Source organism: Bradyrhizobium sp. HKCCYLRH1034 (assembly GCF_051168375.1).
Classification (GTDB): domain Bacteria; phylum Pseudomonadota; class Alphaproteobacteria; order Rhizobiales; family Xanthobacteraceae; genus Bradyrhizobium.
In genome coordinates this window covers 23,389-43,492 of record NZ_JBNPUW010000021.1, presented here as the reverse complement: position 1 = coordinate 43,492, position 20,104 = coordinate 23,389, and the positions used below count along the sequence as shown (strand labels likewise).

18 protein-coding genes are annotated in these 20,104 nt (G+C 67.1%); 4 read left to right on the top strand and 14 right to left on the bottom strand.

The window, feature by feature from the left end; genetic code table 11:
- Positions 1-95: 95 nt before the first annotated feature.
- The 4 genes from fliS to ACQR0W_RS32260 form a co-directional block, all read right to left on the bottom strand.
- The gene (gene fliS, locus ACQR0W_RS32275; protein WP_315828418.1) at positions 96-521 is read right to left on the bottom strand and encodes a flagellar export chaperone FliS; all 426 of its coding nucleotides are present in this window, start codon (positions 519-521) and stop codon (positions 96-98) included.
- Positions 521-2,236: a flagellar filament capping protein FliD gene (fliD, locus tag ACQR0W_RS32270; protein ID WP_315828419.1), complete on the bottom strand. Its 1,716-nt coding sequence runs from the start codon at positions 2,234-2,236 to the stop codon at positions 521-523. Before fliD ends, fliS begins: the two co-directional genes overlap by 1 nt.
- A 61-nt stretch (positions 2,237-2,297) precedes the next feature.
- On the bottom strand, positions 2,298-3,122 hold the full coding sequence (locus tag ACQR0W_RS32265) for a flagellin (protein ID WP_315718450.1): 825 nt from the start codon (positions 3,120-3,122) through the stop codon (positions 2,298-2,300).
- A 138-nt stretch (positions 3,123-3,260) separates the two neighbouring features.
- Positions 3,261-3,965 (bottom strand): RNA polymerase sigma factor, encoded by a 705-nt coding sequence (locus ACQR0W_RS32260; protein ID WP_315754502.1) that lies wholly within the window; start codon positions 3,963-3,965, stop codon positions 3,261-3,263.
- A 940-nt stretch (positions 3,966-4,905) separates the two neighbouring features.
- Here ACQR0W_RS32260 and ACQR0W_RS32255 point away from each other — a divergent pair.
- Together ACQR0W_RS32255 and ACQR0W_RS32250 are read left to right on the top strand one after the other, a co-directional pair.
- Complete coding sequence (locus ACQR0W_RS32255) at positions 4,906-6,237, top strand: hypothetical protein (protein WP_315828420.1); 1,332 nt, start codon at positions 4,906-4,908, stop codon at positions 6,235-6,237.
- Positions 6,238-6,255: 18 nt separating this feature from the next.
- Positions 6,256-6,981, top strand: a complete 726-nt coding sequence (locus ACQR0W_RS32250; protein WP_315828421.1) for a formyltransferase family protein — start codon at positions 6,256-6,258, stop codon at positions 6,979-6,981.
- On the opposite strand, the gene bluB is transcribed toward ACQR0W_RS32250, so the two are convergent.
- Positions 6,982-7,638, bottom strand: coding sequence for a 5,6-dimethylbenzimidazole synthase (gene bluB / locus ACQR0W_RS32245; RefSeq protein WP_315754509.1), 657 nt, complete (start codon positions 7,636-7,638; stop codon positions 6,982-6,984).
- Entirely contained in the window at positions 7,635-8,975 is a 1,341-nt protein-coding gene (locus ACQR0W_RS32240; protein WP_315828422.1) for a cobyrinate a,c-diamide synthase, read from the bottom strand. The genes bluB and ACQR0W_RS32240 overlap by 4 nt, the downstream gene beginning before the upstream one ends.
- 47 nt (positions 8,976-9,022) lie before the next feature.
- On the opposite strand from ACQR0W_RS32240, the gene ACQR0W_RS32235 reads away from it, so the two are divergent.
- Positions 9,023-10,153, top strand: coding sequence for a cobalt-precorrin-5B (C(1))-methyltransferase (locus tag ACQR0W_RS32235; protein WP_316171926.1), 1,131 nt, complete (start codon positions 9,023-9,025; stop codon positions 10,151-10,153).
- On the opposite strand, the gene cobM is transcribed toward ACQR0W_RS32235, so the two are convergent.
- Genes cobM through cbiE form a run of 3 tightly spaced genes read right to left on the bottom strand, consistent with a single transcriptional unit; the run spans position 10,123 to position 12,517 of the window.
- Positions 10,123-10,884 carry a precorrin-4 C(11)-methyltransferase gene (gene cobM, locus ACQR0W_RS32230; protein WP_315718443.1) on the bottom strand — a complete coding sequence of 254 codons (762 nt, stop codon included), beginning with the start codon at positions 10,882-10,884 and terminating at the stop codon, positions 10,123-10,125. The genes ACQR0W_RS32235 and cobM overlap by 31 nt on opposite strands.
- Positions 10,881-11,285 carry a cobalamin biosynthesis protein gene (locus tag ACQR0W_RS32225; protein WP_316171925.1) on the bottom strand — a complete coding sequence of 135 codons (405 nt, stop codon included), beginning with the start codon at positions 11,283-11,285 and terminating at the stop codon, positions 10,881-10,883. Before ACQR0W_RS32225 ends, cobM begins: the two co-directional genes overlap by 4 nt.
- A complete protein-coding gene (gene cbiE, locus ACQR0W_RS32220) occupies positions 11,282-12,517 on the bottom strand; it encodes a precorrin-6y C5,15-methyltransferase (decarboxylating) subunit CbiE (protein WP_315754517.1) in 1,236 nt (411 codons plus the stop codon). Before cbiE ends, ACQR0W_RS32225 begins: the two co-directional genes overlap by 4 nt.
- A 14-nt stretch (positions 12,518-12,531) precedes the next feature.
- Between cbiE and ACQR0W_RS32215 the strand changes: the two genes are divergently transcribed.
- Positions 12,532-13,305, top strand: coding sequence for a cobalt-precorrin-6A reductase (locus ACQR0W_RS32215; RefSeq protein ID WP_316171924.1), 774 nt, complete (start codon positions 12,532-12,534; stop codon positions 13,303-13,305).
- On the opposite strand, the gene cobJ is transcribed toward ACQR0W_RS32215, so the two are convergent.
- Genes cobJ through cobN form a run of 5 tightly spaced genes read right to left on the bottom strand, consistent with a single transcriptional unit; the run spans position 13,269 to position 20,103 of the window.
- Positions 13,269-14,036, bottom strand: a complete 768-nt coding sequence (gene cobJ, locus ACQR0W_RS32210) for a precorrin-3B C(17)-methyltransferase (protein WP_316171923.1) — start codon at positions 14,034-14,036, stop codon at positions 13,269-13,271. The genes ACQR0W_RS32215 and cobJ overlap by 37 nt on opposite strands.
- Entirely contained in the window at positions 14,033-14,791 is a 759-nt protein-coding gene (locus ACQR0W_RS32205) for a precorrin-2 C(20)-methyltransferase (RefSeq protein WP_316171922.1), read from the bottom strand. Before ACQR0W_RS32205 ends, cobJ begins: the two co-directional genes overlap by 4 nt.
- Entirely contained in the window at positions 14,788-15,420 is a 633-nt protein-coding gene (locus tag ACQR0W_RS32200) for a precorrin-8X methylmutase (RefSeq protein ID WP_316171921.1), read from the bottom strand. The genes ACQR0W_RS32205 and ACQR0W_RS32200 overlap by 4 nt, the downstream gene beginning before the upstream one ends.
- Complete coding sequence (cobG, locus tag ACQR0W_RS32195; protein ID WP_316171920.1) at positions 15,413-16,687, bottom strand: precorrin-3B synthase; 1,275 nt, start codon at positions 16,685-16,687, stop codon at positions 15,413-15,415. Before cobG ends, ACQR0W_RS32200 begins: the two co-directional genes overlap by 8 nt.
- Entirely contained in the window at positions 16,684-20,103 is a 3,420-nt protein-coding gene (gene cobN / locus ACQR0W_RS32190) for a cobaltochelatase subunit CobN (RefSeq protein ID WP_434840889.1), read from the bottom strand. Before cobN ends, cobG begins: the two co-directional genes overlap by 4 nt.
- Position 20,104: the final 1 nt, after the last annotated feature.

Below are 20,104 nucleotides of genomic sequence, written 5' to 3'. Positions count from 1 at the left end.
GGCCGCACTGGATACCGAAACGGGAGACAATGCAGCCCGTTTCTGATCCGTTTCCCAAGATTTCCGCGGTGCGGCAGGGGCCTGATTCGCCAAAGCTACCGAGGGTTGGCCGAATCACCGGCCGCTCGCTTTCCCCGGGTTGCCGCCTCGACAGCCTCCCACGCCTCCCGCAGTTCCAGCAGACTTTCGGTGATCCGCTGGAAATTCTCGCGCATGTGAGGTCGACCGTAGGCCCGCAGCGCGGCCACGATCAGGGCGTTGTAGGTTCCGAACAGCTGGTCGGCGACCGGCCCGCCGCGCGTCGGATCGAGGTGAAGGCTCAATCCGCGCAGAATGGCCGTCGCCCGGGTCACATGGATGTGCCCCTCCTCGAAGCGGCGAGCCTCCTGCGCCTGCAGCGACTTCTGCAAGCTCATCATCGCTCCGTTGAGCAGCATGATGACGGCCCGCAGCGGCGGAACGGCCACCGCAGCGCCGCGATAGGCCTGACTTGCGAATTGCGCCATCGAATTCTGGGTCATCAGTTACTCGAACTCGCGTTGAGAAGGGCTTTCAGATAAGTGAGCGTGTTGTTGGCGCTCTCGATCGCAGCCTGATATTTGGCGTACTGCGCCGTAAGCTGCGTCTGGAACGTGGCGGCCGAGCTCTTGATGTCATCGACCTTGGCCTGCATCGTGTCGTCCTGCGAGGTCAGATTATCGATCAGCGTCTGCAGCGATCCCGTGCTGGATGATGCGGTCTTGGCGATCTGGTAGATCTGGGTCGCGAGCCCCTGTGTGGAGGTCACGGTGATCGATTGCGACGTCGAGCCGGCATAGGTGAAGGCCATCCCGGCATAGATCGTCCCGGAATTGCCCACGATCGTGTTGCCGCTCACCGTGAACAGGGAGCTGTCGCCACCGACGGACGCCGCCGAAAGATTTCCCGACGAATCCACCGTCAGATCAAGGGTGAACGACTGCGGCGACGACCCGGTATTGACCACGCTGAGCTGGCTCGACGAGGTCTTGGTCTGCGCCGACAACAACGTCGTCACGCCGCTCAGATTGGTGCTGAGGATCGTCGACAGCGTGCTGGTATCGAGTTCGAGCTCGTTCTTCTCGTTGAACGACAGGCCAAGGTCGGCCATCGTCAACCCGCCGACCGAGGTTCCGAGCACGGCCTGAAGCGAATTCATGATGTCGCGCATGGTGCCGTCGCCGAACAGGACGGAGCTCGAGGACGCCGTCCCGTCTGAATTGGTGGTCTGCTGCGCGATCACAGCATCGCGGAATGCATTGTAGTCGGTAACGAATGTCTGCAATGCCGACGAGATCTGGCTCGTGTCCGTCCCGATCGTGACGGTCAGCGTCGTTCCGGACGGGGTCGCCTGCAGCAGGTCGAAGGTGACGCCGCTGAGAACGTCGGCGATGTCGTTGGTATCGCGCGTCAGGCTGATCCCATCGAGCGTGAATTCCGCTGCCTGCGCGGTCTGCAGCACCGTCGCGAAGGCTCCCGAGCTGTCGGTCACCCCGAGCTTGTTGAGGATGTCGTCCCCGGACGAGCTTGCATAGGTAATGTCCGCGGCATCCTGGGTCCCCGTCAACACCAGCTGATAGGACCCGCTCGATACCTGGACGATCGACGCCTCGACATTGGTCGTGGAGCTCTGGGCATTGATCGCGTCGACGACATCCTGCAGCGACATGCCGCTGGTGATGGTGATGTCGGCCGTGCTGCCCCCGGACAGGCCGAGCGAGAACGTACCGGAATAGCCGAGTGCCGCGGTCTGGCTCGACTGCGTCGCGCCCGTCACCTTGTGAGCCGTGGCGACCTGGCTGATCGTCAGCGTGTGGCTGCCGGTCGCGGCTCCGTTGCTCACCGACATCGACAGAGCCGATGAGGCGCTGACGTCGCCGGTAGCGCTGATGGTGGCGGCCCGCGTGGCGAAGGCGTTGGTCGCAAGCGAGTTCACCATCGACGTCGCCAGTGACGACAATCCAGATGACAGCGTCTTCAGCGCGGTCTGCAGCGTCTGATACGCCGTGATCTTGGCCTCATTGGCCGTGATCTTGGTCGAGATCTGGGTCGCCTGGGTGAGCTTGACATTGACGGCCGACTCGATCAGCGCGGTCCAGTCGATCGTGCTCGTCGTGCTCGTGCCCGACGTCGTGAGCGAGCTGCTCGAGCTCGTCGACGATGATGAAGACGACGACGTCGTGCTGCTCGTGCTCGAGGTTGCGCTGCTCACCGTCATCCGTCGTCGTCCTCCAAGGAAAAAGCCGGACCGGCGAGGCGCCGGCCCGGCAGATCACGGCTCAGCCCAGCAGCTTCAGGAGGTACTGCGGGATCTGGTTGGCGGCGGCTTCCGCCGACACCGCGGCCTGGGTCTTCACCTGCGCCGACGACAGCTTCGCCTGCTCGGACGCGATGTCGACGTCCTTGATCGCGGAATTGGCCGATTGCAGGTTCTGCGTCTGCGTGGAGATCGAGTCGGCCGAGAAGTTGAAGCGCGACTCCTGCGCGCCGATGTCGGCGCGGGCCTTCGACACGGTGTCGATCGCGGTGTCGAGAGCGGTCAAGGCTGCGGTCGCGCCGGTCTGGGTGCTGACGTCGAGCGACGAGACGCCGAGCGTGCTCGCGGTGAGATCCGACAGCGTGATGTTGATGGTGTCGGACGCGGACGAGCCGACCAGGACCGAGACGCCCGACGAGAAGGTGCTCGTGCCGTCGAGCAGGCTCTGGCCGCTATAGCGCGTTCCGGTCGCGATCGACGAGATTTCACTGGTGAGCTGCGAGAATTCCGACTGGATGTAGGTGCGGCTGGTTCCGACCGTGGTGCCCGATGCGGACTCGGAGGCCAGCGACTTCATGCGCGCCAGGATGTCGCTGATGTTGGATGCGCCACCATCCGCGGTCTGCAGGATCGACGTCGCCTGCGCCGTGTTGGTCGCGGCCTGCTGCAGCGTGGTGATGTCCGACGAGATGCGCGTCGAAATGGCGAGACCGGCCGCGTCGTCCGAGGCTGATGTGATGCGCGAACCGCTCGACAGCTTGGAGAGCGAGCTCGTCTCCTGGTTGGAGTTGATGTTCAGGTAGCGGACGGCGGAGTTGGCGGCGATGTTGGTGGAAATTGCGGGCACGGTGAGGACTCCTGAGTGATCGGCAAAGCACGCCGCATCGTGGAAGGACTGACGGTGCGGATCGGCCCCGTCTGACCGATCAAACGGAAGCGCCTGAGGGAATCAGGCGGGAATTCTCCCGCGACGGGATTTTTATGGTTAGCAATCCGTGAAGGCGCCGCGAATGTCGCGCTCGTGACGCCGCAGCATGTCGCGCAGATGCTGGCGTCCCCGTTTCAACAGCGACTCCACGGCGGCCACTGTCGTGTCCATCACCTCGGCGATCTCACCGTTGCTCATGTTCTCGTGATACGACAGGATCACAGCGATCCGTTGCTGTTCCGGAAGCCGCTGCATCGCTCCCTCCAGGAGGTCGCTGAGCTCCGCACGCTCGATGACGCTCACTGCATCCGGCTTGCCGTCCGCAACCTCGGGCACCACATCGACATTCTCGGTCCGCGGCTTGCGCCGGATGTCGATGCAGCGGTTGCTGACGACGCGATAGAGCCAGGTCGAGAATTTGGCGCGGCCGTGCTGCCACCGCCCGCGGTGCGTCCAGACCTTCAACATCGTATCCTGCACGACGTCCTCTGCATCGGCAGCATTGCCGACGATGCGCAACGCAATCGCATAGGCGCGGTCGATGTGGCGCTCGACGAGGAGACGAAATGCGAGTTCCTCTCCGGTGGCCAGCCGGTCGAGCAGATCCTTGTCCTCGTCAAAGATCGCAGCCTCGCCTGGCGGCGCGGAGTCGGGAACGGTGCTGGCCGACTCGCTCGACAGCAGCGTCGCAACGTCCGGCGCCTCCGGCTCCTTCGAAGATACGCCATCGGCCGGGGCCCAGACGTCCAGCGCGTAGCTCATTTCCGAATCTCCAACCCGCAATGCCGACTACGCAATTCGCAGACGGCTTCCGATCGTTGAACGCTGCGATCGAGAGAAGCAGGCGAAGATTTTTTGTGACTTTTCAGGTAGTTAGATGGAATGTTTTGCCTAGGGACAGGCAAATTCTGCCGCACTCGGATCGAGCGCTCGACGGTCGTTGAGAAGGAAAGGCCGATGTTCGGCATGGCGGGGATTTCATTCCGGAAGACGAATTCAGCAGAAAACGCGAGCCGCAACGCTTACTAACAGCATCCGTGGATGCGTACCGCGCACGCCAAATCCGCGCTCGCGCAAGGTCCGGAATTCTTGCGAAACGATCATCTCGCCCGGCAATTTTTTCCGAATCACCTCGACGAAATTATCTCATTTTTCGACTCTGTCAGTTGCCGCAGACGCGATTTTTGAATCGCGTGACGATTTTTGCGACATGACGCGCCTGATCTGTCGCGTTCTTACGTTGTAGTTGCTGATGACGCGACAAATGAAGCGAACGACGTGATGCGTCGCGCGCCATCGACACGCGCCTGGATGTCCATCGATGTCCATAGCGTCACCGAATGTTGCTGAATGTTTCGATCGATACAGACTCTCCGGAGCGGAGTTGCGTTCAATGTATCAGCGCGAAGCGCGGGATCCGCGCAGCGATCGCTTTTGCGCGCCCAATCGCTCACGTCAGTGCTGGTCAACTTGATCAGACGGGACGCGAATGCTCGTACTTCTGCTCCTGCAATCGCGATGTCGATTCAACCGTTGGGGTTTCGAGCGGCGCGCCCGGCAACATTGCGAAACGAAGTTCGCGTTTTCCGTGCTGAGAGCCTCGTCCTACGCGCATCATCGCAAGTCATCGGCGCAAGCACATGCGCGATCGACGCGCCTGATTGGCTGACGTGGTCCGTTTGATTGTGCAGGAGGACCCGGCATGACGCGACAAGACCCGAAGACCATTGACGACGACCCGGTGCAAGCCCTGCGCGCTCTCGGCGTCAAGCTCGGTCAGCAGCAAGGTCGTCGTCTCCAATGGCTGTCGCGGACGTTCGGGCCGCCGATTCACTGCGGCGACCGTCCGTCGCTTGGCCGTGGCCGTACGGTCGTCCTGCTCGACCCGCCAACGGGCGCGGGTGCCGAACTGCTGCACGGCTCGTTGACAACGTATGACGCCGTGGTCATCCCCTTCGGCGAGAATCCTGCGTTCGATTTCCTGAAATCCAAGTTGACCGCGTTCGGTACCGTCGGCACCTCAGCCGACGGTCCGCATGAATTGTGGTGGGGCGGCCGCGACTGGCCTGCTCCGGAGGCGGCACCCGCAGCCGCGATGCGCGTCGTGTCCTGCCATCCAACGACGGTCGGCGACCTGCACGTCTATCATCTCAGACGCTCGCTGCAGCGGTTCGGGCTCCCATTCGACATCGAGGCGATCGATCGACGCCCCGGCGAGCGTCTGAGCGCTGCCGACAAGGCCGACTTCATCGCGCGGATGTGGCAGCGTCACCGCGAGCCGCTGTTGTACGTCGAGGCCGACGTGATGTTTCAAGCCTCCCCGGACCTTCCTCATCTGACGGGCTGCGACTTCGCCGTCCATAAGTGGAACGGCTGGGAGATGTCGCCGCGCACCCTCTATTTCGGTCGCTCCGAGGCGGCCGAGACAATGCTGACGACCTGGCGTCAGATCGCCTCGTCATACCCCGATGTCTGGGGCGGCTATCTGATCGACCAGGCCTGGAGTGCGGTAACGTCTCAGATCGCGCTCGACACGGTCTGGCTTCCCCGCAGCTTTCATGCCGTTGCAGGGGAAGCCGGGGTCCGCAACGCGACGATCGTGCACAATCTGAAGCCGACCAAGGCTGATCTTGGTCCCGACCCGGACTTCGCCGAGGTGGCGCGGTCGCCGCGGCGGGCTGGGCGCGTCGGCGCGCTGGAGTCGCTGCTCGTGGTGCGCTCGAGAGTGAAGTCCGACCGGGGCATCACGGTCATCCTGCGCGACGTCGAACGCAGTAGCGCACGCGCAACGGCTGACAGCATCGAGAGGCTGACGAGCGCCTTCGTCGCCGATTGCGGCGGCTTTGGCCGCCTCGAGCTTTCGCTGTGCTCGTGGCCGCCGGAGGTTCGCATCGCGAGGGAGGCCGCTTTGCTGGCCGACAACATGGTGCTCGAGATCATCCCCGGTCAGGAACTGCCGGCGGATCTGTTCGCCGCCACCGCCGCCTCGGAAGCGACGCGCCGGCCCGCCAGCTTCAACGCCCATCGCCACTGACGCCAGCCAGGACAAATCATGTTCGACACCATCATCCTTCTCACCGGCAGCCGCGACCAGCAGCTCGCATTGTCGGAGCTCCTGCGGGCGCACAACCCTGCCCTCGCATTCCGTTTCGCGGTCAGCCTGCAGGACATCGAAGCCATCGAGCGCGACGTGCTCGGCAGATCCCGCCTGCTTGCCTTCACGACCGGCGTCATCGTGCCCGCCGCCATCCTTCAGGCGCTCGGCCACGGCGCGTACAATTTTCATCCGGGCCCGCCGGATTATCCCGGCTGGGCACCGGCCCATTTCGCGATGTACGACGGTGCGACGCGCTTCGGCGCGACGGCCCATGCGATGGAGACCCGGGTCGACTGCGGCGCGATCGTCGGTGTCGAGACGTTCGACATCCCGCAAGGCGTGGATGTCCGCGGCTTGGAACAGATGACGTTCGTGCGGCTCGCCTATCTGTTCTGGCGGATGTCGCGCGACCTCGCCTGCCATGCCGGCCCCCTGCCGGCACTCGGCACCGGTTGGAGCGGCGCGAAGAGCACCCGGCAGATGTACGCCGCCATGTGCGACATGCCCGTCGACATCGATCCGGCCGACATGGCGCGCCGCATCCGCGCCTTTCACGACGATTTCCGCGGCATTCCACTGACCCTCAACCTGCACGGCACACGGTTTCAGCTCATGCGCGCCGCGGACGCTGTCGGCGAGCCGATGACGGTTGACGCACCGGCGCTGGCGCTCGCATCGTGACTAGCGCTTGAGCGGCTTGATCACGGTCTGGTCGAGCCGCGTTTCCCAGCCGTGACGTTCCAACTCGGGATCGTCATGCTCCTCCTGCGGCCAGCCGACGCAAAGATACGCAATCAGGCTCCAGTCGGACGGCAACTCGAGTTCACGACAGACAGCCGCCGGGTCCAGGATCGACACCCAGCCGACGCCGAGACCTTCCGCGCGCGCTGCCAGCCAGAACGTCTGGATCGCGGCCACCACCGAGTAGCGGAGCGTTTCCGGCATCGTGGCGCGGCCGAGACGATGACCGGTGGCAGCGCCCTCGTCGGCACAGACTGCGAGATGGACCGGCGCCTGCGTCAAGCCTTCCAGCTTGAGCCTTGCATAGAGCGCGCGGCGCTCACCATCATAGCCGGCGAGCGCGGCCTGGTTCGCGTGCTGGAAGTTCTCGATGACCGTCGCGCGGCGTTCAGGGCTCTCGACGAGCACGAACCGCCAGGGCTGGCAGAAGCCGACGGATGGCGCATGGGACGCGAGCGCGAGCAACTGTTCGATCAGCTCTGGGGAGACCGGATCGGCGCGGAAACGGCGGACGTCGCGACGCCAGCGCACCAGCTCGGCAAAGCGCTGCCGGAATGTCGCGTCGAACTGCGGAGGGCTTCGGCCTGGCTCGCTCATGCGCCCTCCCCGCTCAGGACATGCAGGAACGATCCGGTCACCGACCCGCGCCGGGCGCCGCGCTCGGCGACAACGCCGCCCGACGCATCGCGGCACGCGATCAGCGGATCGTCTGCCTCGCTCAGGATGGTTGCATAGTGGAATTCGTGACCGTGAACGACGGCCCCTCTTCCGCCGAGACTGCAGTCGGCCAAGAGCGTCGCTTGACGATAGCCGAGATGCAGGCGGCGGCGCGCGAACGACGTTTCCAGCGACAGCAGCCCGGCCATCGCATGCCGGACACCGTGAGCATCCTCGAGTCCTGTCCCCAGCGTCATGTAGCCGCCGCACTCACCGTGGATCGGCACGCCGCGTAACGCCATCGCGCGCAACGCATCGAGGAACGACCGCGCCGAGGCCAACCGTCCCGCGTGCAATTCGGGATAGCCGCCTGGCAGCCAGACCGCGTCGGCTGCGGGATCGGGAGCCTCGTCGTTCAACGGCGAGAACGGAATGGTCTCCGCGGCCTGAGCGCGCCAGTGCCGGAGGAGGTGCGGATAGCTGAACGAGAAGGCGGCATCTGCTGCGAACGCGATGCGCTGTCCGGGCGGTTTGAGGCCGAGGCTGGATGTCTGCGCCGCCAGATCGGGCGCGCGGATCGGGTTCGCGAGAGCGAGCAGCGCGTCGAGATCGACCGATCCGGACACGCTGGCCGCGAGACGCTCGAGATGGGCCTCGATGGCCGTGATCTCCTGGGCCTGGACCAGGCCGAGATGACGTTCCGGCAAGGTCAATTGCGCGTCCCGCGCCAGAGCGCCGAGGACCTTGATTCCGATAGCCGCGAACGCCGGCTCGATGAGCGCTCGGTGGCGCTCGCTCGCGACCCGATTGAGGATCACCCCGGCCACGCGAACATCGTCGCGAAAACGCGCGCAGCCGAGCGCGACGGCGGCGGCCGTCTCGGTCTGTCCGCTGACATCGAGAACGAGCACGACCGGCCAGCCGGTCAGGGCTGCGAGATCCGCGGCCGAGCCGCTGCCCGCGCGCCCGGGATGTGACGCACCATCGAACAGGCCCATGACGCCCTCGATGATGGCGATATCGGCGTCGGCGGCAACGCTGCAGGCAAGCCCGAGCAGTTGCCGCGCCGACATCGCCCAGCCGTCGAGATTGTAGCTCGTCCGTCCTGCAGCGGCCGTGTGATAGGCAAGATCGATATAGTCCGGGCCGCATTTGAAGGGTTGCACGCGCGCGCCGCGCCGGCTGAGCGCACGCAACAGCCCGAGCGTGACCGTCGTCTTGCCGGCGCCGGAACGCGGCGCGGCGACGATGATTCCGTTGGGCGCCACCATGGTCATGGCCGCAACGCCGCCGAGGCATGGCAAAATGTGCTATGCGAACGGACATGAAGGAAACTGCGGATCCGCCGAACCGACCGCTGAAGCGTGGCTGGACGACCGGCAGCTGCGCCACGGCTGCGGCGCGCGCCGCCTACGAGCTGCTGATCACGGGCAACTGTCCTGCCATGGTCGAGATCGCCTTGCCCGGCGGACGTCGCGTCGGCTTTGCGATCGCGATGCATGAGGCCGACGGCACCAAGGCAACCGCGGGCGTGGTGAAGGACGCCGGCGACGATCCCGATGTCACGCACGGTGCGCTGGTCAAAGCGACTTTGCGGCGCGGTGCAGACAATTCCGGCGTGACGTTCCGCGCCGGCCCCGGCGTCGGCACAGTGACGCGACCGGGATTGCCGCTGCCGCCGGGAGAACCTGCGATCAATCCGGTGCCGCGCGAGATGATCGCGGCGGCGATCAATGAGGCCGCTGCAGCGCTCGGCGCGGCGCGCGATGTGGCCGTCGAGATCTCCATTCCCGGCGGCGAGGAGCTCGCCAGGAAGACGCTGAACCCGCGGCTCGGCATTGTCGGCGGCCTGTCGATCCTCGGAACCACGGGAATCGTGGTGCCGTTCAGTTGTGCTGCCTGGATCCACTCCATCTATCGCGGTATCGACGTCGCGCGCGCGGCTGGCCTGCCGCACATCGCCGGCGCGACGGGAAGCACGTCCGAGAAGGCCGTGCAGCAGCTCCATGGCCTGCCGGAGACGGCGCTGATCGACATGGGCGATTTCGCCGGCGGCATGTTGAAATATCTGCGCCGGCATCCGGTCGCCCGCGTCACCGTGGCCGGCGGCTTCGCCAAGATGACCAAGCTCGGCCAGGGCCTGCTCGACCTGCATTCGCGCGCCGGCGAGGTCGATCTCGGCTGGCTCGCGAACACGCTGCATGACGCGGGGGCGCCGGCCACGCTGGTCACGAGCGCACGCACGGCCAACACCGCGCTGCAGGTGCTGCAGGAGGCCGAGCGGGTCGGATTTCCCGCCGGCCAGGCCGTCGCGCTCGCCGCCTGGAAGACGGCGCGGCGTGCGCTGGGCGACAACGACATGGTCCTCGACGTCGCCGTGTTCGACCGTGACGGCCGGCTGGTGGGACAAAGTCAGGGACCGGCTCATTCGCCCCTCCCGCGGAAGCGCCGCTGATAGCCGGTATCGTACAGCGCGCTGTCGCGAAAATCCTCGGCTGCGAGCGCGCGGCCCACGAGGATCAGCGCGGTCCGCTCCACGGCGGAAGCCGCGGCTTGTCCGACGATCGTCGCCAGCGTGCCGGTCAGGACCAACTGATCCGGCCAGCTCGCGCGATAGACGATCGCCACCGGGCAGTCGTCGCCGTAATGCGGCCGCAGCTCGTCAACGACTCTATCGAGAACGTGGATCGAGAGATGGATGGCGAGCGTGGCGCGCGACTGCGCGAACAGCGAGAGCTGCTCCGTCTCCGGCATGGCCGACGCGCGGCCGGACGTCCGCGTGAGCACCACCGATTGGGCGAGGCCCGGCAAGGTCAGTTCGCGGCCAAGCGCGGCGGCAGCCGCCGCGAACGACGGCACGCCCGGTGTGATCGTGTACGGGATCCGCAACGCATCGAGGCGCCGCAATTGCTCGCCGAGTGCGCTCCAGATCGAGAGATCGCCGGAATGCAGTCGCGCCACATCTTCGCCCGCGAGCGTGGCGCGCTCGATTTCGGCGACGATCTCGTCGAGCGACATCGGTGCCGTGTCGACGATACGCGCGCCGGGTGGACAATGATCGAGCAGCGCCCGAGGGACCAGCGAGCCCGCATAGAGACACACCGGGCAGCGCGCGATCAGGTCGCGGCCGCGCAAGGTGATCAGGTCCGGCGCGCCTGGACCCGCGCCAACGAAATGCACCGTCATGAGGCAGGCTCCGCAACAATGGCGCCGTCGCCCTCCGCCACCGCGCAGGTCGCTACGGCGTTTGCGACGCGCACGAGGATCAGCCGGGCATTCACGCCGGCGGCAGCGAGCGCCGCCGTCTCGGCAACCGAAGGTACACCCTTCAAGCACCTGACGCGATCGCTCCGCGTGATCGCGCGATCGGCAACAGCCGCCATGTCAGCAGAGGCGATGGCGACGAGCGGACGGCCAAGCCGCTGCGCGGCGCAGATCACGCCAGGCTCACTGGCCTTGTCAGCCGCAGTGGCGAGCACCGCCACGTCTGCGGGCGCGAGACGCGCAAGCGAGAGCGCATGCGCGATGACCGCCTCGATATCTGCGACGTCGGCGGCACGCCGGCAACCAATCCCGAGCGCGATCATGGCTTCGTCACCCGCCACTGCGTGATCGGCATGGCCTGCCGCCAGCCATGCATGCGGCCAACCGGCTCGATGCGCGAAACGGCGATGCGGATCAGTTCACCGCCATGCTGGCCGAACAACGCGCTCAGCCGCGTCTCGCCTTCGAGCGACACCACGTTGGCGACGAGGCGGCCGCCGGGTTTCAGCCGCGACCAGACGGCTTCGAACACCCCCGCTTCCGAAATGCCGCCGCCGATGAAGACCGCATCCGGCGTTTCGAGATCCGCCAGCACCGCTGGCGCGCGCCCCGTCACCAGTGTCAGCTCGGGAGTGCCGAGCGCCAGCGCGTTGCGCATCGCCCGGTCGGCCCGGTCCTGGCGCGCCTCGATGCCGATTGCGCGCAACGAGCCATGACGCAGCAGCCACTCGATTGCCACCGAACCCGAGCCCAGCCCGACGTCCCACAACAGCTCGCCCGGACGCGGCGCCAGGGCCGACAACGTCACGGCGCGGACCTCGCGCTTGGTCAACTGGCCGTCATGCTCGAACAGGTCATCGGCAAGACCGGCGGTCAGCGGGATCACGGGCGCATCAACCTCCGCGTCGACATCGATCGCGATCGTCGTCAGCGGATGAATATCAGAGAGATCGAACGCGTCGGCCGACGCGCTGCGCACCCGTTCGTGCGCGCCGCCGATCGCTTCCAGCACCGTCAGGCGCGAGCGTCCCATGCGGCGTGAGGTCAGCAGCGCGGCGAGCCGTGCGGCAGTGGAACCGTCCCAGGCCAGGGCCAGAATGCGCGCCGCCGGCGCGAGATGGCGGATGATCCCTTCGAGCGGGCGGCCGTGCAGCGTCACCTGCGCCACATCCTGCAGCGGCCAGCCGAGCCGTGCCGCCGCGAGGCTGAAGGCCGAGGGCTGCGGGACGCAAAGCATCTCGGCGGACGCGAAACGCTGCATCATCTGCTTGCCGACGCCGTAGTTGAAAGGATCGCCGCTTGCGAGAACGACGACGGGCTCTCCCCGTCGCGCCGCGATCTGGTCGAACGCGAGCTTCAGCGGGCTGGGCCACGCCAGCCGTTCCCCCGCAATCAACGGCGCCGCAAGCTCGAGATGGCGCGCGCCGCCGACCACGAGCGCCGCCTGCGCGATGAGACGTCGTGCAGACGTTGAGAGACCGTCAACACCATCCTCGCCAATCCCGACGATGGACAGCCAGCGCTGCGCGTTGCAAGTTGCGGCCGAGTTCACCATGGATCCTGCCCCGCATGCGCATCCTCATTCTCGGCGGGACGACCGAGGCTTCGGAGCTGGCGAAGCTGCTCGCCGGCGACGACCGGTTCGCAGCGACGCTCTCGCTCGCCGGCCGCACCGCTTCGCCCAAACCGCAGCCGCTGCCGACGCGCATCGGCGGCTTCGGCGGCATCGCCGGACTGGAAGCCTGGCTGCGCGATCATGCAATTGACGCCGTCGTCGATGCCACGCATCCCTACGCCGACCAGATCTCGCGACATGCGGTTGCAGCCTGCCATGCGCTGTCGGTGCCGCTGGCGTCGATCCGGCGCGCGGCATGGCAACGTCAGGACGGCGACCGCTGGATCGAGGTCAGCAGTGCCGACGACGCGGCTTCCGCGCTCGGAGCAGATACGGCGCGTGTGTTCCTCAGCCTTGGTCGCCTGGAGCTCGCAGCCTTCGCAGCAGCCCCTCAGCATCACTACGTCGCGCGAACCATCGATCCGCCTGGCGACGTCGCGTTGCCGCCCGACATTCGCTTCGTCCACGATCGCGGGCCTTTCGACGAGGCGACAGAGGAAGCCTTTCTGACCCAGGAGCGCATCGCCTTCGTGGTGTCGAAGAACTCCGGAGGCGCCGCGACCTATCCGAAGATCGCAGCCGCGCGGCGGCTCGCGATTCCCGTGGTGATGATCGCCCGACCCGACAAGCCGCAGGGCGTCGCGCTGGGCGGCGCGCGAGCCGCGTTGCAATGGCTGGAGGCACGACTGGCTCATGCACCGCCCTCGACCTCGCGGCGCAGCGTATAGACGTAGGGCGCCTTTCCCTCGCGCGCGATCAGGCGCGTGGCGGTCGATCCGATCAGCACGAGCGTTCGCATGTCCGCCTTGCCGGGATCGACCTCGCCCAAGGTGGTGATGATCCGTCGGACATCACCACTGCCGGCGGCCCGCACCATGACGACGACGGTCGACTCCAGCTTGATCCGCCGCAACAGCGCGAACGCCTCGCCCAGCTGATGAGGTCGCGCCTTGGACAGCGGATTATACAGCGCGATGACGAAGTCGGCGGCGGCAGCCGCCTCGAGGCGGCGGCGGATGGTCGTCCAGCTCTTGAGATTGTCGGACAGCGAGATCGCGCAGAAGTCGCCACCGAGCGGCGCCCCGACCTCGGCCGCCGCCGCCAGCATCGCGGTGACACCAGGCTCAACGCGGATGTCGAGGTAACGCCACGCCGCCGGTCCCGCCTCGACCGCTTCGAACACCGCCGCGGCCATCGCGAACACGCCGGGATCACCGCCCGACACCACCGCGACCTGCTTGCCGTCGCTTGCGAGCGCGAGTGCGTGGCGGGCGCGGTCGAGCTCGACGCGATTGTCGCTGGCGTGCCGGATTTGACCCGGACTCGTCGTGGTCACCCTGTCGAGATACGGTCCATAGCCGATCAGATCGGTCGCGCCTGCGATGGCGGCCGCGGCGGCCGGCGTGATCAGTTCGGCCCGCCCCGGGCCGACGCCCACGATCGTCAGCGTACCCGTCATAGCCGACGCCCTTGTCCGGGGATCAGGATCATCGAGAAATAGGGGCCGCGGTCCAGTTCGACCTCGGCCAGCGGCGCGACACGTTGCGCCTCCATCGTGCCGCGCTCGACATAGAGCGCGCGATCGAGCAATCCGGCGCTGATGATCGCGCGCTTCACTTTAGCAAGGTTGCGCCCGACCTTCATGATGACGGCGGCCTCGCAACGCGTCAGCCGGTCATGCAGGACGTCCTCGCCCAGCGTGCCCGGCAGCACGGACAGGACATCGTCGCCCCAGGTGATGGGAACATTGGCCTTGGTCCAGCAGCCGGACATGCCGGTGACGCCCGGGACGACCTCGACCGGATGATCGCGCTCGAGCCGCCGCCACATATGCATGAACGAGCCGTAGAAGAACGGGTCGCCTTCGGACAGCAGACCGACCGATCGCCCCGCCGCCAGATGCGCGGTGATGCTCTCCGACGCGCGCCGGTAGAAATCGGCGATCTGGGACTGATAGGACAAGTCGGCGACGGGCAATTCCTCCGTGACCGGATATTCGAGCCGCAGCTCGTGGCGGCCGGATTCCATCAACGGCGCTACGATCCGGCGCGCGTTGCCTTCCATGCCGCGCTTGGCAAAGAACGCCACCACGTCGACGGACCGAACCAGACCAGCGGCGCGCAAGGTCAGATAGCGAACGTCGCCCGGACCGACGCCGATGCCGTACAGCGTACCCGGATCGGCCGAGCCCGCGATGGTGTCGAGCAGGATCATTCGACGTCGCTCGCGATCGCATTCACCGCCGCAACCGCCATGGCGCTGCCGCCCTTGCGGCCCTTGACGACCAGATACGGTACCCGACCATCGGCCGCGAGCGCCTCCTTGGACTCGCGGGCTCCCACGAACCCCACAGCCGTTCCGATCACCGCCGCCGGTCGCGGCGCGCCCTGATCGAGCATGTCGAGCAGATGAAACAACGACGTCGGCGCATTGCCGATCGCCACCAGGGCGCCGCCGAGGTGCGGCCGCCACAGCTCCAGCGCTGCTGCGGATCGGGTCGTGCCGAGCTGCGCGGCGAGCGCCGGCACCTCGTGCGCATCGAGCGTGCAGATGATCTCGTTCCTCGCCGGCAACCGCGCCCGCGTGATCCCCTGCGCCACCATCTTGGCATCGCACAGGATCGGCGCGCCACGATCGAGCGCCTCCCGCGCCGCGGCGGCGAAGTGTTCGGACATCGCGATGTCGGAGGTGATCTCGACCATGCCGCAGGCATGGATGATGCGCACGGCGATCTTCTCTTCCAGTCCGCGGAAGCGCGACAGATCGGCCTCGGCGCGGATGGTCGCGAACGAGCGGCGATAGATCTCCGCGCCGTCCTTGATGTAGTCGCGCAGCTCAGACATCGGCCTTTTCTTTCGTTTCGAACAGCCCGTCGACGTCGATCTCGGTGGGATCGAGCATGCCGCAGGGCTCGCTCTTCACCGTGCCGTTGCGGACGACGTGATAACCTTCGCCCTCGCCGACCAGCACGACGTCCGCGGCTGCCGAGCGTGCGCAGCCCTTGGCGCAGCCGGAGACGTGCAGCGTACCGTTGAATCCGGTCCGAGCCATCGCATCCGCGAGCAGGCCGGCATGCTGTCGCGTCGCCAGTCCAGTCGATGGACAGCAGCCGACGCCCGAGCAGGCGTCGATGCGCATCAGTGGACCGGCATCGTCGACGACCAGGCCGAGCCGGGCGGCATCCGCCGCCAGTTGCTCCGCGGTCACGGCACCCGCGGCGACATAAAGCGCGCGCCATGGCGACAAGCGGACCTCGGCGACATCATGTGCCGCAAGCATGGCCGCGAGCCGCGCCAGCGTGCCGCTATCAATGCGGCCGAACGGCACGCCGAGACCGACGGCGCAGATTTGATCCGTCAGAGCGATGACGCCGCAACGTCGCTGCGAAATGGTTGCTGACGCCGTCGCGACGGCGTTTGAAACATCGAGGCCCAGTTCGGCGCGGATGGCAGCGCTCGCTTGCGGCTGCAACGTCGCGGAACGCCGCGTCGGGCTGTGTTGCAGCACCAGCCGCGCGAGGTGAACGGCCGTCGACGCCGCGTCGGTCACGGCTGCCGTTCCCAGCCACACATAGTCGTTCGAACCGGCAATGCCGACGGCGATCCGCCTCGCCTCAGTACCACCACAGGCGACGAGACGAACGTCCGCGGCGAGCCCGGTCAGCGGCAGCCTGCCGCCGCCGTCCAGCGCAAAGCCGAACTTGGGCGGCAGCGCATGGAGCGCCGGATCCGAGGTCAGCAGCGTCTCCAGCTCGGCGGCGACGGGGCGCATGTCGACCCATTCGGCCGGGTCGAGTCCCGCCAGCGGGTTGACGACGATGTTGCGGATGGCCTCGAGCTCGGCGCTGTCATCGAGCAGGCCGAGCGATGCCATCAGCTCCCACAGCGGCGCGAGCGTCTCGGACGATACGCCGCGTATTTGCAGATTGGCGCGGCGCGTGAGGTCGATCTGGCCGTTGCCGTAGCGCCGAGCGGCCTCGGCAAGCTCACGCAGCGCCGACACCGGCAACGCGCCGCCATGCGGCCGGACACGAACGATGAGGCCGTCGCCGCTCGGCATCGGCCGCCGCGCGCCCGGGCACCAGCCCTTGATCTCGACCGAGGCGGTCATGACGCGCTCTCCGCTTGCGTCAGGCGCGTGCGGGCATGCGCAAGCTCATCGGCGACGGCATTTCGGCGTGGCACCCACAGCTGCCGACGCAGCGCGTCTTCGAATCGCGCCACGATCGCGGCGACGGCCGCGGGATTGCGTGCGGTCATGCCGTCCAGCACGGCCTCGTCACGCAGCAGCGCGCCATGCGCCAGATCGAACAGGTGCTCGGCAACGGTGTCGGAGGTAGCCGCAAAGGCGTAGAGCGCGTCGACGCCCTGCGCGATCTCGGCGACGCCGCGATAGCCATGCGCGAGCATTCCCGAGATCCAGCGCGGATTGGTGAGACGGCCGCGCACCACGCGGGCAATCTCCTCGCTGAAGCTCCGCGCCGCGGGCGCCTCCGGACGGCTGGTGTCGAGATGCAGCAGTACGGGCGACGCGCCGAGCGACGCTGCAGCGGCTGCGAAGCCTCCGGCGAAATCGGCCACCTCCTCGCCATCGAGGAGGTCGCGCTCACGATCGTCCTGCGGATGCACGAGGGCATCGGCGCTGCGGACGCGGGCGCGGAACGTGTCGGAGGCCGACACGCCGTCATGCGCTCCGCCGAAACTGTAAGCGGTGCTCTCAAGATACGCTTCGCCGAGCTGCGACCGGCTCGTCCAGTCCATCCCGAGCGCGAGGTCGGCGGCAACGGCGCCGTAGCTGCCGGGCGCGCCGCCGAACACGCGCGCCAAGCTCTCGCCGCGCCGCCGTGCCGCGGCCAGCGGATTGTCGGCATCGTCCTCGTCGAGTGACGCCACCTTCTGCACGGCGAGATCAAACAGCGCGATCTGCGCTTCGAACAGGTCGCGGAACAGCCCCGAGATCCGCAGCGTCGCATCGATGCGCGGGCGGTCGAGCATCGCCAACGGCAGCACGTCGACGCCGGTGACCCGATTGGAGTTGAGGTCCCAGCGCGGCCGCGCGCCGAGATAAGCCAAGGCCTGGGCCAGATCGTCGCCGCCCGTGCGCAGCGATGCGGACGCCCAGAGATCGAGCATGAGCGCGCGCGGGTAGTCGCCATGATCCTGCAAATAGCGCCGGATCACCTCATCAGCCGCGCGTACGCCGATCAGGGCCGCGGTCCGGGTCGGGATCGCGCGCGGATCGATCGCGGTCAGATTGCGGCCCGTGGGCAGCACGTCGAGACGGCCGCGGCTCGGCGCTCCGGCGGGACCGGCAGCAACGCGCCGGCCATCGAGCGCGGCGAGCAACGCGCTGCGCTCGGCCGCAGCGCTCGCGGCGATCCGTGCGGCGATGTCGGCGCGATCGACCGTCACCGCCTGCCCCATCGCCGCCGTGATCGCATCGGCCAGCAGGGCGGTCGCCGCCGTGTCGGGCGCCTCCCCAAACACGTGCAGGCGGTCGCGCACCGCGAGCTCCTTGATGTCGCAGAGCTGCGCATCGAGCTGCGCGATCGCCTCGCGTCCGGTCATGGCACGGTCGAGCCCGCAATCGGCGGCCAGGCCGCCCTGCCAGGCCCGCGCGACGATCTCCTCCTCGAGCAGTTTCAGGCGGCGTTTGTCGAGGCCATCCGCCTCGGCATATTCCTCGACCAGCCCCTCCAGCTCCAGCAGGGATCCGTGCAGACCGGCCTGCGACAGCGGCGGCGTCAGATGCCCGAGCGTCAGTGCCGACAACCGCCGCTTGGCCTGCATCGCTTCGCCGGGATTGTTGACGATGAAGGGGTAGATCACCGGCAGCGGGCCCAGTACGGCCTCGGGCCAGCACGCATTTGACAGCGCCAGCGCCTTGCCCGGCAGCCATTCCAGCGTGCCATGCGCACCGAGATGAATCAGCGCATCGATCCGCTCGGCCTCTCGCAGATATGCATAGAGCGCGACATAGGCGTGCCGCGGCGGCACGCTGGTGTCGTGATAACCGGACTTGCGATCGGCGCGACTGCCACGATCCGGTTGCAACAAGATCAGGAGTTTTCCCGCACGCAGCACCGGAAAATGGAAGGCGCCATCCCGGAACGCCGGGTCCGCTTCCGCCTCTCCCCAGATGTCATGTAGCGCACGCTGCAGATCGTCCGGCAACGGCGCCAGAGCACACCGATAGGCCGCGAGCGGCACCACGAGCTGATCTGCCTCGTCCCGCAGCAGCGTTTCGATATCGTCCGCGGTCGGCGCTACACGGCCGATATCGTACCCCGCCTCCGCCAACAACCGCGCAATGGCGGCTGCGCTTGCGCTGGTGTCGAGACCGACGGCGTAGCCGCGACGCCCGCCGCGCGACGGATAATCGGAGAGCATCAGCGCCACGCGCCGCTCGCTGGCCGGCAGCCCCCGCAATTGCGCCCATCGCGCCGCCAGTTGCGCGACGTAAGCAATGCGGTCCTGTTGAGGCACATAGCGCATCGCGCTGAACTGCAGACGCTCATCCGCCGGCGCCTCGCCCTTGAACGCAATCGGGCGCGCCAACAGCCGGCCGTCGAGCTCCGGTAGCACGACATTCATCGCAAGGTCCGTCGGCGACAGTCCGCGCACCGACGAGGCCCAGGCCTCTTCCGTGCTCTGCGCCTGGATGATTTGCAGAACTGGTGCATCGGCCACGTCGAGCACCGTGGTGCCGTCGTCGCGCAGCGCCGAGAACGCGGTGGCGTTCAAAATGATCGCAGGACGCCGGCGCTGGACGAGTCGCGCCAGTGCATCCCCAATATTGGGATCCTTCAGGCTGGTCACCGCGACCGCGACTGCCGCCAGCCCTTTGGCTTCGATCGCCCGCATCAGCTCAGCAATCCCGGCCGTATCGGCAGCGAGCAGGCTCGCACGGTAGAACACGATCAGCGCGCACGTCCGCGCATCATCATGGCCGCAGAGATCATCGATGCCGACGGCTCCGCGATCGGGCCTGAAGCCGACGATCGAACCGATCGCGATCGGTTCGGCAAACTGCGCGTCGCGCCCGAGCAGCGTCGCGAGATAGCGCAGGGCCTCGCGCGCATTGCCGACACCGCCCTCGTGCAGATAACCGTAGAGACGCGAGGTCGCGTCCTGCGGCAAGGTCGAGAGCTCAGCAAGCCTGTCGTCGGCGCGATCGTCACCCGGCAGTGCCGCGAACAGGATGTGGCGGCTGCGACAAAGCGATGCGATGCGCTCCAGCCCGTAGCGCCAATAGTCGAGCCCGCCGAGACAGCGCACGACGACGGCGCGCGCGCCCAGCACGACACGGTCGACATAGAGATCGACCGACATCGGATGCTTCAGCCGTTTCAAGCTGGCGAGGCGCAGGCTCGGCAGCTCATCCGACGACGCGGTCCAGGCTTCGGCCAGCGCCGACAGGTCGGTGTCCGAGAACGACAGCACGACGATCTCGGCCGGCGACTGTGCAAGATCCACGGCCTGTTCGAGGTCGTCGAGATCCGCGCCCGTTGTCGCCAGCAGGTGCATC